This window comes from Microbacterium sp. bgisy203 (assembly GCF_965345155.1).
GTDB lineage: Bacteria > Actinomycetota > Actinomycetes > Actinomycetales > Microbacteriaceae > Microbacterium.
In genome coordinates this window covers 66,334-78,991 of sequence record NZ_CBDRLZ010000002.1, presented here as the reverse complement: position 1 = coordinate 78,991, position 12,658 = coordinate 66,334, and the positions used below count along the sequence as shown (strand labels likewise).

The 12,658-nt window shown below is 67.6% G+C and carries 20 protein-coding genes and 1 pseudogene; 1 reads left to right on the top strand and 20 read right to left on the bottom strand.

Translation table 11 applies throughout. From position 1 onward, the window contains the following. Positions 1-18 precede the first annotated feature (18 nt). The 9 genes and pseudogenes from rplQ to ACRVYW_RS03745 all read right to left on the bottom strand — a co-directional run bounded on the left by rplQ (position 19) and on the right by ACRVYW_RS03745 (position 4,516). Positions 19-582, bottom strand: a complete 564-nt coding sequence (rplQ, locus tag ACRVYW_RS03785) for a 50S ribosomal protein L17 (RefSeq protein WP_431801872.1) — start codon at positions 580-582, stop codon at positions 19-21. 46 nt (positions 583-628) lie between these two features. Next, complete coding sequence (locus ACRVYW_RS03780) at positions 629-1,618, bottom strand: DNA-directed RNA polymerase subunit alpha (protein ID WP_431801869.1); 990 nt, start codon at positions 1,616-1,618, stop codon at positions 629-631. 186 nt (positions 1,619-1,804) lie between these two features. Next, positions 1,805-2,203 (bottom strand): 30S ribosomal protein S11, encoded by a 399-nt coding sequence (gene rpsK / locus ACRVYW_RS03775; protein WP_215486809.1) that lies wholly within the window; start codon positions 2,201-2,203, stop codon positions 1,805-1,807. Positions 2,204-2,233: 30 nt separating this feature from the next. Then, positions 2,234-2,608: a 30S ribosomal protein S13 gene (rpsM, locus tag ACRVYW_RS03770; RefSeq protein WP_431801866.1), complete on the bottom strand. Its 375-nt coding sequence runs from the start codon at positions 2,606-2,608 to the stop codon at positions 2,234-2,236. 151 nt (positions 2,609-2,759) lie between these two features. Beyond that, the gene (gene rpmJ / locus ACRVYW_RS03765) at positions 2,760-2,876 is read right to left on the bottom strand and encodes a 50S ribosomal protein L36 (protein ID WP_005050492.1); all 117 of its coding nucleotides are present in this window, start codon (positions 2,874-2,876) and stop codon (positions 2,760-2,762) included. A gap of 72 nt (positions 2,877-2,948) precedes the next feature. Beyond that, positions 2,949-3,170 (bottom strand): translation initiation factor IF-1, encoded by a 222-nt coding sequence (infA, locus tag ACRVYW_RS03760; protein ID WP_005050493.1) that lies wholly within the window; start codon positions 3,168-3,170, stop codon positions 2,949-2,951. A gap of 192 nt (positions 3,171-3,362) precedes the next feature. Beyond that, entirely contained in the window at positions 3,363-3,509 is a 147-nt protein-coding gene (locus ACRVYW_RS03755; RefSeq protein WP_431802578.1) for an LPXTG cell wall anchor domain-containing protein, read from the bottom strand. A 42-nt stretch (positions 3,510-3,551) separates the two neighbouring features. Further along, positions 3,552-3,641, bottom strand: a pseudogene (locus ACRVYW_RS03750) (hypothetical protein); the annotation flags it as partial. Between the two features lie 188 nt (positions 3,642-3,829). Next, on the bottom strand, positions 3,830-4,516 hold the full coding sequence (locus ACRVYW_RS03745; protein ID WP_431801864.1) for a DsbA family protein: 687 nt from the start codon (positions 4,514-4,516) through the stop codon (positions 3,830-3,832). A 299-nt stretch (positions 4,517-4,815) separates the two neighbouring features. Between ACRVYW_RS03745 and ACRVYW_RS03740 the strand changes: the two genes are divergently transcribed. Beyond that, positions 4,816-5,811 carry a hypothetical protein gene (locus ACRVYW_RS03740; RefSeq protein WP_431801862.1) on the top strand — a complete coding sequence of 332 codons (996 nt, stop codon included), beginning with the start codon at positions 4,816-4,818 and terminating at the stop codon, positions 5,809-5,811. Positions 5,812-5,922: 111 nt separating this feature from the next. On the opposite strand, the gene map is transcribed toward ACRVYW_RS03740, so the two are convergent. The 11 genes from map to rplX all read right to left on the bottom strand — a co-directional run bounded on the left by map (position 5,923) and on the right by rplX (position 12,653). Next, positions 5,923-6,720, bottom strand: coding sequence for a type I methionyl aminopeptidase (gene map / locus ACRVYW_RS03735; RefSeq protein WP_431802576.1), 798 nt, complete (start codon positions 6,718-6,720; stop codon positions 5,923-5,925). 56 nt (positions 6,721-6,776) lie between these two features. After that, on the bottom strand, positions 6,777-7,370 hold the full coding sequence (locus ACRVYW_RS03730) for an adenylate kinase (RefSeq protein ID WP_431801860.1): 594 nt from the start codon (positions 7,368-7,370) through the stop codon (positions 6,777-6,779). Then, the gene (gene secY, locus ACRVYW_RS03725) at positions 7,367-8,695 is read right to left on the bottom strand and encodes a preprotein translocase subunit SecY (RefSeq protein ID WP_431801858.1); all 1,329 of its coding nucleotides are present in this window, start codon (positions 8,693-8,695) and stop codon (positions 7,367-7,369) included. The genes ACRVYW_RS03730 and secY overlap by 4 nt, the downstream gene beginning before the upstream one ends. 132 nt (positions 8,696-8,827) lie before the next feature. Then, on the bottom strand, positions 8,828-9,469 hold the full coding sequence (rplO, locus tag ACRVYW_RS03720; RefSeq protein ID WP_431801856.1) for a 50S ribosomal protein L15: 642 nt from the start codon (positions 9,467-9,469) through the stop codon (positions 8,828-8,830). Continuing rightward, entirely contained in the window at positions 9,469-9,654 is a 186-nt protein-coding gene (gene rpmD / locus ACRVYW_RS03715; protein ID WP_023954062.1) for a 50S ribosomal protein L30, read from the bottom strand. The genes rplO and rpmD overlap by 1 nt, the downstream gene beginning before the upstream one ends. Continuing rightward, positions 9,654-10,304, bottom strand: coding sequence for a 30S ribosomal protein S5 (gene rpsE / locus ACRVYW_RS03710; RefSeq protein ID WP_431801854.1), 651 nt, complete (start codon positions 10,302-10,304; stop codon positions 9,654-9,656). Before rpsE ends, rpmD begins: the two co-directional genes overlap by 1 nt. 32 nt (positions 10,305-10,336) lie before the next feature. Next, positions 10,337-10,696 (bottom strand): 50S ribosomal protein L18, encoded by a 360-nt coding sequence (gene rplR / locus ACRVYW_RS03705; RefSeq protein WP_431801852.1) that lies wholly within the window; start codon positions 10,694-10,696, stop codon positions 10,337-10,339. A gap of 2 nt (positions 10,697-10,698) precedes the next feature. Next, positions 10,699-11,235, bottom strand: a complete 537-nt coding sequence (rplF, locus tag ACRVYW_RS03700; RefSeq protein ID WP_431801850.1) for a 50S ribosomal protein L6 — start codon at positions 11,233-11,235, stop codon at positions 10,699-10,701. Positions 11,236-11,241: 6 nt separating this feature from the next. Then, positions 11,242-11,640, bottom strand: a complete 399-nt coding sequence (gene rpsH, locus ACRVYW_RS03695) for a 30S ribosomal protein S8 (RefSeq protein ID WP_292855999.1) — start codon at positions 11,638-11,640, stop codon at positions 11,242-11,244. A gap of 66 nt (positions 11,641-11,706) precedes the next feature. Beyond that, positions 11,707-12,294, bottom strand: a complete 588-nt coding sequence (gene rplE, locus ACRVYW_RS03690; RefSeq protein WP_431801848.1) for a 50S ribosomal protein L5 — start codon at positions 12,292-12,294, stop codon at positions 11,707-11,709. After that, complete coding sequence (rplX, locus tag ACRVYW_RS03685; protein ID WP_431801846.1) at positions 12,294-12,653, bottom strand: 50S ribosomal protein L24; 360 nt, start codon at positions 12,651-12,653, stop codon at positions 12,294-12,296. Before rplX ends, rplE begins: the two co-directional genes overlap by 1 nt. Between the last annotated feature and the right edge of the window lie 5 nt (positions 12,654-12,658).

Below are 12,658 nucleotides of genomic sequence, written 5' to 3'. Positions count from 1 at the left end.
TGACAGCGTCGTGGGCGCTTACTTCTCGGCGGGAGCCTCCACGGCCTCCTCGGCGGCAGCCTCAGCGGCCTCGCCCTCGGCCTGCGACTCGGCGCCGGCGTCCGCGGCGGCCTCTTCGACCTCGATCTCGGCGGGGGTCTCCTCGACGGCGACCTCCTCCGCAGGCTCCGCGGCGACGGGCGCCGCGGCGGCCGACTTCTTCGCCGACTTCGGCTTCGGGTTCACGGGCTCGAGGACCAGCTCGATGCGGGCCATGGGCGCGTTGTCACCCTTGCGGTTGCCGATCTTCGTGATGCGGGTGTAGCCGCCCTCACGGTCGGCCAGCTGCGGCGCGATCTCGGCGAACAGGACGTGCACGACTTCCTTGTCACCGATGACCGACAGCACCCGGCGACGGGCGTGGAGGTCTCCGCGCTTGGCGAAGGTGATGAGGCGCTCGGCGAGGGGACGCAGGCGCTTGGCCTTCGTCTCGGTCGTCGTGATGGCGCCGTGCGTGTAGAGGGCCGCGGCGAGGTTCGCAAGCAGCAGGCGCTCGTGGGCGGGACCGCCTCCGAGGCGGGGACCCTTGGTGGGCTTGGGCATGTCAGTTACTCCAGGTGGAAAGTGTCAGCGATCGATCGGGCGTCGATCAGATGGTGTCGTCGTCGTAGCCGCCGTAGAAGTGCGCGCCGTCGAACCCGGGGACCGAGTCCTTCAGCGACAGGCCGAGCGAGACGAGCTTGTCGCGCACCTCGTCGACCGACTTCTGACCGAAGTTGCGGATGTTCATGAGCTGCGTCTCCGAGAGGGCGACGAGCTCGGACACCGTGTTGATGCCCTCGCGCTTCAGGCAGTTGTACGAACGCACCGACAGATCGAGGTCCTCGATCGGCATCGACAGCTCGTTGGTGAGCACCTCGGCGACCGGCGCGGGGCCGATCTCGATGCCCTCGGCCTCGACGTTCAGCTCGCGCGCGAGACCGAACAGCTCGGTGAGGGTGCGGCCGGCCGACGCGACGGCGTCGCGGGGCGAGATCGAGGGCTTGGCCTCGACGTCCAGCACGAGCTTGTCGAAGTCGGTGCGCTCACCGGCACGGGTGGCGTCGACGCGGTACGAGACCTTCAGGACGGGCGAGTAGATCGAGTCGATCGGGATCTGTCCGGCCTCGGCGTACTCGTTGCGGTTCTGCGTCGCCGAGACGTAGCCGCGGCCGCGCTCGATCGTGAGCTCGAGCTCGAACTTGGCCGAGTCGTTGAGCGTCGCGATGACGAGCTCAGGGTTGTGCACCTCGACACCGGCGGGAGCGGAGATGTCGGCGGCGGTGACCTCACCGGCGCCCGTCTTGCGCAGGTACGCCGTGATGGGCTCGTCGCGCTCCGACGAGACCACGAGCTGCTTGATGTTGAGGATGATCTCGGTGACATCCTCCTTCACACCGGGGATGGTGCTGAACTCGTGCAGCACGCCGTCGATGCGGATGCTGGTCACGGCCGCACCGGGGATCGACGAGAGCAGGCTGCGACGCAGCGCGTTGCCGATGGTGTAACCGAAGCCGGGCTCGAGCGGCTCGATCACGAACCGGCTGCGGAACTCGCCGATCTTCTCCTCGGTCAGAGTGGGACGCTGTGCGATGAGCACTATGTGTTCCTTTCCGTCACGTGCCCGCTATATGACACGTGCGATTGCATGAGGTCTTGAGTTGTAAAAGTCGAGGGATGCCGGGGCGCGCGTTCCGGGAGATCTCTCCGCACTCGGTGATCGAGTGCCGGCTCGCGGAGCCGGTTCGTGGAGATCAGCGGGAGCGACGCCCCGGCCCCGAAAGGGTCAGACGCGGCGACGCTTGGGCGGACGGCAACCGTTGTGGGCCTGCGGCGTCACGTCGTTGATCGAACCGACCTCGAGGCCGGCGGCCTGCAGCGAGCGGATCGCGGTCTCGCGGCCGGAGCCCGGACCCTTGACGAACACGTCGACCTTCTTGACGCCGTGCTCGGCGGCCTGGCGGGCAGCCGACTCGGCGGCCATCCCGGCCGCGTACGGGGTCGACTTGCGCGAGCCCTTGAAGCCCACGCCGCCCGACGATGCCCAGCTGATGACGGCGCCCGAGGGGTCGGTGATCGAGACGATCGTGTTGTTGAACGTCGACTTGATGTGGGCGTGGCCCAGCGCGATGTTCTTCTTCTCCTTGCGGCGCGGCTTGCGCGCGGCGGTCTTGGCCTGTGCCATTGCGGTGTTCTCCTAAACCCTGGGCGGCGCTTAGCGCGCCTTCTTCTTGCCGGCGACGGTGCGCTTGGGGCCCTTGCGGGTACGCGCGTTGGTCTTCGTACGCTGACCGCGCACGGGAAGGCCGCGGCGGTGACGCAGACCCTCGTAGGAGCCGATCTCGACCTTGCGGCGGATATCGGCGGCGACCTCGCGGCGCAGGTCACCCTCCACCTTGTAGTTGCCTTCGATGTAGTCGCGGAGCGCGACCAGCTGGTCGTCGGTGAGGTCCTTGACGCGGATCGACTCGTCGATCTCGGTGGCCTGAAGGATCTCGACCGAGCGGGTACGGCCGATGCCGTAGATGTACGTGAGGGCGATCACCACGCGCTTGTCGCGCGGGATGTCAACGCCGGCAAGACGTGCCATGCGGTTTCTCCTGGGAGTAGGTGGAGGTGTGGAGCAGGATCGGTGCCCGGGCCTCCACCCGGGGTGTCCCCCACGTCCGTGGGTTCTGATCTGCCTGATGTGTATTGAGTTGTAGGTGCTGTCCGGGACGCCGCGCGCTCGCGGCATCCATTCAGCCCTGGCGCTGCTTGTGACGCGGGTTCGACTTGCAGATGACCATGACGCGACCGTGACGACGGATGACCTTGCAGTGGTCGCAGATGGGCTTGACGGAGGGGTTGACCTTCATGACTTTCCTGATTCGCTGTCTTCGAGTCGCCGGATGCCGAAGCATTCCGGCGCTCGTTACTTCTCGACCGGTCTAGCGGTAGCGGTAGACGATGCGGCCGCGCGTGAGGTCGTAGGGCGAAAGCTCCACGACGACGCGGTCCTCGGGGATGATGCGGATGTAGTTCTGCCGCATCTTTCCGGAGATCGTTGCGAGAACCTTGTGTCCGTTGGTGAGCTCGACGCGGAACATCGCGTTGGGCAGCGCCTCGGACACGACGCCCTCGATTTCGATGACACCGTCTTTCTTAGCCATAGCCTCGCTGACGCTTGTGCAGACCGGCCGGTCTGCGGTGGGTGATGGGTTTCGGTGCGAGCTTGCTGTCTCCGTTGCGATATGCTTCGCGGCGACACGCCAAGGAAGGCGCAAGGCACCAAAGATTCAGTGTACGTGATATGTCCCTCACCGGCAAACCGACGTGTGCGGTCGGTTTGCCGGTGAGGACGGCTACGCGCCGGTCTTGCGTCGCCGCGACGCGACGATCAACGACACCGCGCCGACGAGCACGAGCCCGCCGCCCAGGGCGATCGCCCACCACGGCACCGACCCGCCCGTCGCGGGCAGCTCCGAGCGCAGGGTGTTGGTGACCGTCACCGCGATCGTCGTTCCCGCCGCGGTCACGGTGAAGGATGCCGGAGAGATCTGCGGCGTGCCCCATGCGCCCCCGGTCGGTGCCGACGGAGTCGCCTCGGACACCACGCAGGTGCTGCCGACCGGCACGGTCATCGGAACCGAGGTCACGCCCGTCGCGACCTTCCAGCGGCGTCTGCGCGGAATCCGCCGTGATGGTCACCGGCGCACTCACCTCCGGCTCACCCCGGTCGGGGCATCCGTGGTCTGACCATCCCCACGCACCAGTGTAGGTGAGTCCAGCCGTGAAGCGCGGGGTCGACAGGGGTCGCTGACCCGTTCGCTCAGTCGAAGAGCGTCTTGAACTGCCCCACGGCGGGGATCGTGTTGTTCGCGATGACCTCGCCGTTCACCGCGAGCGTCGGCGTGCCGATGCCCTGCGAACCCGGCTGGATCGGGGTCTTCTCCGTCATCGCCCCCACGAACTTGGAGTAGGTGCCGTCGCCGACGCACGAATCGATGCCGGTCACTCCCACGCCCTTCGCGATGTCGAGGATCTGCGCATCGGTGAGTCCCGGGGAGTTCTCTTCGGGCTGATTCGTGAACATCGCCTGCATGAAGGGCACGGCCGCGTCGGGGTCGGTCTCGACGACGCAGTACATCGCGTTGGCCGAGCGGGTCGAGTAGTTCGTGCCCTGCGAGTAGCGGTCGAGGATCGCGATCGGGTGGATGTTGAGGGTGATCGTGCCGTCGTTCACGAGGTCCTGGATCTCTTCGCCGTAGGTCGTCTCGAACTGGTTGCAGATCGGGCACATGAAGTCGAGATAGAGGTCGAGGGTCTGGTCGCCGTCGCCGACGACGACAGCGCCCGTCTCCTGGTTGATGCCCGAGCCGCTCGGCGGGGTGCCGGGGTCCTTCGCGGCGCTGTTCATCCACACCACGAGCGCGATCACGAGGGCGATGATGACCACGATGGCCACACTCACCCAGATCGCGAACCAGTTGGTCTTACTCGCCGTCGCCTGCGCCATGATCCGTGCCTCTCTTGCCGCGGCATCCGCCGCACCCTCTCTATCTTGGCGCACTCCCCCCGATGCATTCTCCGTGAGCCGGTCGCGGCGGCGCCCCGCCCCCACTCGTGAGACGGCACCGTCTCGTCGACGCGGCACGTGCCGCGCGCCGCGTCACCATGAAAGTGCCGTCTCACGGGCCGGGTGCAGGCCGGGTGGGGTCACGCGTCGGCTCCTCCACAGGGCGCGAGTATCGGGAACCGTCCACAGATCGAGGGTTCGCGCTCCACGAGCGGGCGCGCGACGCCCACACTTCGACCATGCCGCTGCTCCTCTCCGACCGCGCCGTCCTCGACGCACCCGTCCCACTCATCACGTCGTCCGACGCCGCCCTCGCGGGCATCCGTCCCGCGGAAGACCGCACCCTCCACCGCGTGCGCCGGGGCGTCTACGCATCGCGCCATCGGTGGAGCACTCTCGCTCCCTGGGAGCGATACGCCACGCGCGTCCACGCGCTCCTGCGAACGAGACCCGACGCGGTGCTCTGCCTCGAGTCGGCCGCCGTCGTCCACGGCATCCCACTATTCGGCGAAACGCGTGACCTCCACGTCTACGATATGTCCGCGACGAAGACGACGCGGTTCGGCGACGTCGTCGTGCACGCCAGTGTCGACGAGCGCACGGTGACCACGATCCACGGCACGCTCGCGACGACCGCACTCGACACGGCGATCGATCTCGCGCGCCTACTGCCGCCCGCGCAAGGCCTGACAGTGGCGGATGCCGTCATCTCGCCCGCTCAGGGAGGCGCGCTGCGCCTCGACGACCTCGCCGAACGCGCGAGCGAGTTGCAGTCGAGGCGTGGCCGCACCCGCGCGCGCTGGGTGCTGGCGCGCGCGAACGGACTCGCCGAATCGCCGGCCGAGAGCGTGAGCCGCGCGGTCATTGAGTGGTGCGGATACGAGGAACCCGTCCAGCAACCCGAGTTCCGCTACGAGGGGCACCTCGATCGCACGGACTTCGGGTTCCGCTCCAACCGCGCGCTGTGCGAGGCGGATGGTTGGGGCAAGTACGAGCTCGATGACCCTGTCCGCGCCGCCCAGCACCTGCAGAACGAGAAGCGACGCGAGGACCGGCTCCGCAGGAACGGTCACCCGTTCGGTCGTTGGGAACCCGCCGACGCCTTCCGCGTCGATCCACTCTGCCGCGCGCTCGGCGGAGCCGGACTCCGCCCCGTCTTCGCGCCGAACCACGCCCTGCTCGCGACCCTCCGCTCCCACCCGCGCGCGCTGTCGCGCGTCGCGGTCACCGCGTGAGACGGGATCACCCTGTTGAGACGGCGCGTAAGACGTGGCGTATCAGCAGAAACGTGCCGTCTCACGGGGCCGCGGCGGGCGGGGGCACACCCGGGGCCCAGCCACGAGGCTCTACGCGAGGGGCGCGGGTACCACGCCGAAGGGGGCGAGGTCCGCGGCGCCGCCGTCGAGCGCCGTCAGCACCCAGATGCCGTCCTCGTGCACCGCGACGCTGTGTTCCCAGTGCGCGCCGTCCGAGCCGTCGACGGTCGTGACGGTCCAGTCGTCGTCCTCGACGAGCGTGTCCTCCGACCCCGACGTCACCATCGGCTCGATCGCGAGGCAGAGCCCGGGCCGCACCTCGGCACCGAGGTCGGCGACGCGGTAGTTGAACACCGTCGGAGCCTCGTGCATCTTGCGTCCGATGCCGTGCCCGACGTAGTCGCGCAGGATGCCGTACTCTACCCCGTCGGCCGCGCCCGCGCGCTCGATGTAGCCCTGCACAGCGTCGCCGATCTCGCCCACGCGCGACGCCGAGGCCAGCGCCGCGATGCCGGCCCAGAGCGAGCCGCGCGTCACCTCCGACAGCCGCGTGCGCGCCGCGACGAGGTCAGGGCGCTCGGCATCCGGCACCACGATCGTGATCGCCGAGTCGCCGTTCCAGCCCTGGTACTGCGCGCCGCAGTCGATCGAGACGATGTCGCCCGGTTCGAGCGGACGCGCGGAGGGGATGCCGTGCACCACCTCGTCGTTCACCGAGATGCACGTCGTGTGACGGTAGCCGCGCACGAGCTGGAAGTTCGACTCCGCGCCGCGCCCCGTGATGAGGGCGGATGCCGCGGCATCCAGCTCGGCGGTCGTGACACCCGGCGCGACGAGGGCGCGGACCGCCGCGAGCGCGTCGGCCGTGATGCGTCCGGGCTCGAGCATGCCGCGCAGCTGCGCAGGTGTCTTGTAGAGCGAACGACGGAACACGGCGGAGCGTCTCAGGTGGCCGGAACGATCCCGCGCGCGGTGAGGGCGACGATGATGCGCTCGAAGACCTCGTCGAGCGTGCCGACGCCGTCGATCGCATCGACGATGCCGCGCTCGCGGTACACGTCGAGGACCGGCGCGGTCTCGGACTCGTAGATCGCCAGGCGCTTCGCGATCGACTCGTCGTTGTCGTCGGCGCGCCCCTGCTCGCTCGCGCGCTTGGCGATGCGGGTGATGGACTCTTCGCGCGGCACCGAGAGCTCGACGACCGCCGTGAGCGGCTCGTCGCGCTCGTCGAGGAAGGCGTCGAGGTCGCCGACCTGACCGATGTTGCGCGGGTATCCGTCGAGCAGGAACCCAGCGGCCGCGTCGTCCTGGGCGAGCCGGTCGCGCACGATCTCGCCGGTCAGCGCGTCGGGCACGAGGTCTCCGGCGTCGATGATCGCCTTGACCTGCAGCCCGAGGGGCGTGCCCTCCTTGACGTTCGCGCGGAAGACGTCGCCGGTGGAAACGGCGGGGATGCCGTAGGCCTTCGCGATCCGCTCGCCCTGGGTGCCCTTGCCCGAGCCCTGCGGGCCGATGATGAGGAGACGCGGAGTGGTCATCGCAGGAGCCCTTCGTAGTGACGCTGCTGGAGTTGCGCGTCGATCTGCTTCACGGTCTCGAGACCCACACCGACGATGATGAGGATCGACGCACCGCCGAACGGGAAGTTCTGATTCGCCCCGACCGTCGCGAGCGCCACGAGGGGCAGGAGCGCGATGAGACCGAGGTAGATCGCGCCCGGCAGGGTGATGCGGGTGAGCACGTAGTCGAGGTACTCCGCCGTGGGACGGCCTGCACGGATGCCGGGGATGAACCCGCCGTACTTCTTCATGTTGTCGGCGACCTCGACCGGGTTGAAGGTGATCGCGACGTAGAAGTAGGTGAACCCGACGATGAGGAGGAAGTACAGGAGCATGTACAGCGGGTGGTCGCCCTTGGTCAGGTAGTTGTTGATCCACGTGACCCAGCCGGGGATGTTGCCGTCGGCATCCGGCGTCTGGTTGAACTGCGCGATGAGCGCCGGGATGTACAGCAGCGACGAGGCGAAGATGACGGGCACGACGCCGGCCATGTTGACCTTGATCGGGATGTACGTGTTGGTGCCGCCGAGCGTGCGCCGCCCGACCATGCGCTTGGCGTACTGCACGGGGATGCGTCGCTGCGACTGCTCGACGAAGACGACGAGGGCGACGACGACGATGCCGACCGCGATGACGAGGAGGAAGACCTCGAAGCTGCGGGCCTGCGCGATCGCCCACATCGCGGCCGGGAAGGTCGCGGCGATGGAGGTGAAGATGAGGATGGACATGCCGTTGCCGATGCCGCGCTCGGTGACGAGCTCGGCGAACCACATGATGAGGCCGGTGCCGGCAGTCAGCGTGATGACGGTGAGCAGCTGCGCCCACCAGGCGTCGTTGGTCAGCAGGTTGTTGCAGGAGGCGATGCCCGTGTTGCCGAAGAGCTGGCCCGAGCGGGCGACCGTCACGAGGGTAGTCGACTGCAGGAGCGCCAGCGCGATCGTGAGGTAGCGGGTGTACTGCGTGAGCTTCGCCTGTCCGGCCTGGCCCTCCTTGTACAGGGCCTCGAAGTGCGGGATGACGACGCGCAACAGCTGCACGATGATCGTCGCAGTGATGTAGGGCATGACGCCCAGCGCGAAGATCGACAGCTGCAGGAGCGCGCCGCCGGAGAACAGGTTGACGAGCGAGAGGAGGCCCTCGCTGCCCGATCCGGTCTGACGCAGGCAGTCCTGCACGTTCGGGTAGCTCACGAACGGCGCGGGCACGTGCGCGCCGAAGCGGTAGATCGCGATGATGGCCAGGGTGAAGCCGATCTTCCGCCGAAGATCCGGTGTGCGGAAGACCCGCGCGATGGCGCTGAACAAGGGGATTTCCTCCAGTGGGCTGACAGGTGCGGCGGCCGGAGCAGACACACCGTCTACCAGAGTACGGCAACAGGGGCCGACACCGGTTCTCGAGCTCGTCGAGACGCCGGGTCGACCCCTGTCGCGGACTGCTTACTTGATCGAGCCGCCGGCGGCGACGATCTTCTGCTCGGCCGAACCCGAGACCTTGTCGACGTCGACGGTCAGCTTGACCGAGATGTCGCCGGTGCCGAGCACCTTGACCTTCTCGTTCTTGCGGACCGCACCCTTGGCGACGAGGTCGCTGACGGTGACGTCGCCACCGGTCGGGTAGAGCTCTGCGAGCTTGTCGAGGTTGACCACCTGGTACTCGACGCGGAACGGGTTCTTGAACCCGCGCAGCTTCGGCGTACGCATGTGGAGGGGCATCTGCCCACCCTCGAAGCCGACCTTGACCTGGTAGCGGGCCTTGGTTCCCTTGGTACCACGGCCAGCCGTCTTACCCTTCGAGCCCTCACCGCGACCGACACGGGTCTTCGCGGTGTTGGCGCCGGGGACGGGACGCAGGTGGTGGACCTTCAGCACGCCGGGGCGCGCGGCCTCGGCATCCTTCTTCGCGGGAGCCTTCTTCGCGGCAGGCTTCTTCGCAGGAGCCTTCTCGGCCTTCTCAGCCTTGTCGGCGGATGCCGAAGCCGAAGCCTTGGCAGCCGTCTCGGATTTCTTGGCAGCCGGCTTCTTGGCGGGCGCCTTCTTCTCGACGACCTCTTCGGTCGCCTTCTCAGCCTTCTCGGCCATCAGTCGATCTCCTCAACCTTCACGAGGTGGGCGACGGTCTTGACGTAACCGCGCGTCTGCGCGTCGTCGGGACGGACGACGGAATCGCCGATCCGCTTCAGACCCAGCGAACGCAGCGTGTCACGCTGGTTCTGCTTCTCGCTCACCTTGGACTTGACCTGGGTCACCTTGAGGCGCGCAGCCATCAGGCACCTCCCTTTGCAGCGGCGACGGCCTCGGCCTCGGCGCGGATCAGACGGGCGGGCGCCACCTGGTCGAAGTCGAGACCACGACGAGCGGCCACCGCACGGGGCTCTTCGAGCTGCTTGAGCGCCTCGACCGTCGCGTGCACGATGTTGATCGTGTTCGACGAGCCGAGCGACTTGGAGAGCACGTCGTGGATGCCGGCGCACTCGAGCACGGCGCGCACGGGACCACCGGCGATAACACCGGTACCGGCGGCGGCGGGGCGCAGGAGCACCACACCGGCCGCGGCCTCACCCTGGACGGGGTGGGGGATGGTGGACCCGGCACGCGGCACGCGGAAGAAGTTGCGCTTGGCCTCTTCGACACCCTTCGAGATGGCGAGGGGGACCTCACGCGCCTTGCCGTAGCCGACGCCGACGAGACCGTTGCCGTCGCCCACGACGACGAGCGCCGTGAAGCTGAAGCGGCGGCCGCCCTTGACGACCTTCGACACGCGGTTGATCGTGACGACGCGCTCCAGGAACTGGCTCTTGTCCGCGTCACGGGCACCCCGGTCGCCGCGGGTCTGGCTGCGCTCGCGGCCGCCGCGACGCGGCTCACGCTCGCGCTGCTCGGCAGGCGCCGTCTGCTCAGTGGCCTCTGCGGTCACTTCGTTCTCCACATTCTGAGTAGTTGCGTCGCTCACAGGTTCAGACCTCCCTCGCGAGCGCCTTCGGCGATCGCAGCGACTCGGCCCGCGTAGCGGTTGCCACCGCGGTCGAACACGACGTCGGAGACGCCGGCGGCCTTCGCACGCTCAGCGACGAGCTCGCCGACCTTGCGGGCCTTGGCGGTCTTGTCACCGTCGAAGGTGCGCAGGTCGTTCTCGAGCGTCGAGGCGGAGGCCACGGTGTGACCCTTCGCGTCGTCGACCAGCTGGACGAAGACGTGGCGGGCGGAGCGCGTGACGACCAGGCGCGGACGCGCCTCGGTGCCGACGATCTTCTTGCGAAGGCGGGCGTGACGGCGCGAACGCGCGTCGGACTTCGACTTCACAGCCATGATTACTTACCAGCCTTTCCGGCCTTGCGGCGAACGACCTCGCCCGCGTAGCGCACACCCTTGCCCTTGTACGGCTCGGGCTTGCGGATCTTGCGGATGTTGGCCGCAGCCTCACCGACGGCCTGCTTCGAGATGCCGGCGACGGTGACCTTGTTGTTGCCCTCGACGGTCAGCGTGATGCCGGCCGGGGGCTCGACGAGCACCGGGTGCGAGAAGCCGAGCGCGAACTCGACGGCCGCACCCTTCTGCACGACGCGGTAGCCGGTGCCGACGACCTCGAGGCCCTTGGTGTAGCCCTCGGTGACGCCGATGATGTTGTTGTTGATGAGCGTGCGGGTCAGGCCGTGAAGCGACCGCGACTCGCGCTCGTCGTCGGGACGGGAGACGAGCACCTGGCCCTCTTCGACCTTCACCTCGATGGGCTTGGCCACGGTGAGCGCAAGCTCGCCCTTGGGGCCCTTCACGGCGACGTCCTGGCCGTCGACCGACACGGTGACGCCCGAGGGGATGGTGATGGGGAGACGTCCGATACGCGACATGTCAGATCACCACACGTAGGCGAGGACTTCCCCACCCACGCCCTTCTGCTCGGCCTGACGGTCGGTGAGAAGACCGGAGGAGGTGGACAGGATCGCGACGCCGAGGCCACCGAGGACGGTGGGGATCTCGGTCGAGCGCGCGTAGACACGCAGACCCGGCTTCGAGACGCGCTTGATGCCGGCGATCGACCGCTCGCGGTTCGGGCCGTACTTCAGCGTCAGGGTGAGCGTCTGGCCGACGCGGGCGTCCGAGACCTCCCAGGAGGAGATGTAGCCCTCCTGCTTGAGGATCTCGGCGATGTTGGTCTTGAGCTTCGAGCTCGGCAGCGACACGGTGTCGTGGTGCGCCGAATTCGCGTTGCGCAGACGGGTCAGCATGTCTGCGACCGGGTCTGTCATCGTCATTTCTTGTTTCCTTTGTTCAGCGGTTTCGGATGCCGTTACACGACAGCCGACCTTCTTGATGGGGTCTTACTTGGTCTCGTCCACCTGGAACGGGAACCCGATCTGGCGCAGGAGCGAACGGCCCTCGGCATCCGTCTTCGCCGTGGTGACGATCGTGATGTCGAAGCCGCGCACGCGGTCGATCTTGTCCTGGTTGATCTCGTGGAACACGGACTGCTCCTGGAGACCGAACGTGTAGTTGCCGTGGCCGTCGAACTGCTTGGGCGAGAGGCCGCGGAAGTCACGGATGCGGGGAAGGGCGAGCGTCACGAGACGGTCGAGGAACTCCCACGCGCGGTCACCGCGAAGGGTGACGTGCGCGCCGATGGCCTGACCCTCGCGCAGCTTGAACTGCGCGATGGACTTGCGGGCCTTGGTGACGACCGGCTTCTGGCCGGTGATCTTGGTGAGGTCGTCGACCGCACCATCGATCACCTTGGAGTCGCGCGCAGCCTCACCGACACCGGTGTTGACGACGACCTTGACGAGGCCGGGGATCTGCATGACGTTCTCGTAGCCGAACTCGTCCTGCAGAGCCTTCTTGATCTCGCTCTGGTACTTCTGCTTCAGGCGGGGCTGGATCTTGCCAGCCTCCACGGCAGTGGTGGTGCTCATCAGAGGTCCTTACCGCTCTTCTTCGCGTAGCGCACGCGGACGGTGCGCTTCACGCCGTCCTTCGTCTGCTCCTCGACGCGGTGACCGACCTTGGTCGGCTTCTTGCTCGAGGGGTCGACGAGGGCGACGTTGGAGATGTGGATCGGGGCTTCCATCGTCTCGATGCCGCCCGTCTTGGTTCCGCGCTGGGACTGGCCCACGCGGGTGTGCTTGGTGACGTAGTTGACGCCCTCGACGATGACGCGGTTCTGGTCGACGAGAACGTCGAGAACCTTGCCCTGCTTGCCGCGGTCGCCGCCCTTGTCCTGCTTCTTGCCAGTGATGACCTGAACGAGGTCACCCTTCTTGATCTTGGCCATGAGGG

Excerpts from the sequence above, each read along its gene's own strand:
- rplQ (WP_431801872.1), bottom strand. The coding sequence starts at position 582 with ATGCCCAAGCCCACCAAGGGTCCCCGCCTCGGAGGCGGTCCCGCCCAC.
- rpsK (WP_215486809.1), bottom strand. The coding sequence starts at position 2,203 with ATGGCACAGGCCAAGACCGCCGCGCGCAAGCCGCGCCGCAAGGAGAAG.
- rpsM (WP_431801866.1), bottom strand. The coding sequence starts at position 2,608 with ATGGCACGTCTTGCCGGCGTTGACATCCCGCGCGACAAGCGCGTGGTG.
- rpmJ (WP_005050492.1), bottom strand. The coding sequence starts at position 2,876 with ATGAAGGTCAACCCCTCCGTCAAGCCCATCTGCGACCACTGCAAGGTC.
- infA (WP_005050493.1), bottom strand. The coding sequence starts at position 3,170 with ATGGCTAAGAAAGACGGTGTCATCGAAATCGAGGGCGTCGTGTCCGAG.
- ACRVYW_RS03745 (WP_431801864.1), bottom strand. The coding sequence starts at position 4,516 with ATGGCGCAGGCGACGGCGAGTAAGACCAACTGGTTCGCGATCTGGGTG.
- ACRVYW_RS03740 (WP_431801862.1), top strand. The coding sequence starts at position 4,816 with ATGCCGCTGCTCCTCTCCGACCGCGCCGTCCTCGACGCACCCGTCCCA.
- map (WP_431802576.1), bottom strand. The coding sequence starts at position 6,720 with ATGCTCGAGCCCGGACGCATCACGGCCGACGCGCTCGCGGCGGTCCGC.
- ACRVYW_RS03730 (WP_431801860.1), bottom strand. The coding sequence starts at position 7,370 with ATGACCACTCCGCGTCTCCTCATCATCGGCCCGCAGGGCTCGGGCAAG.
- rplO (WP_431801856.1), bottom strand. The coding sequence starts at position 9,469 with ATGGCCGAGAAGGCTGAGAAGGCGACCGAAGAGGTCGTCGAGAAGAAG.
- rpmD (WP_023954062.1), bottom strand. The coding sequence starts at position 9,654 with ATGGCTGCGCGCCTCAAGGTGACCCAGGTCAAGTCCAAGGTGAGCGAG.
- rplR (WP_431801852.1), bottom strand. The coding sequence starts at position 10,696 with ATGGCTGTGAAGTCGAAGTCCGACGCGCGTTCGCGCCGTCACGCCCGC.
- rplF (WP_431801850.1), bottom strand. The coding sequence starts at position 11,235 with ATGTCGCGTATCGGACGTCTCCCCATCACCATCCCCTCGGGCGTCACC.
- rpsH (WP_292855999.1), bottom strand. The coding sequence starts at position 11,640 with ATGACGATGACAGACCCGGTCGCAGACATGCTGACCCGTCTGCGCAAC.
- rplE (WP_431801848.1), bottom strand. The coding sequence starts at position 12,294 with ATGAGCACCACCACTGCCGTGGAGGCTGGCAAGATCCAGCCCCGCCTG.
- rplX (WP_431801846.1), bottom strand. The coding sequence starts at position 12,653 with ATGGCCAAGATCAAGAAGGGTGACCTCGTTCAGGTCATCACTGGCAAG.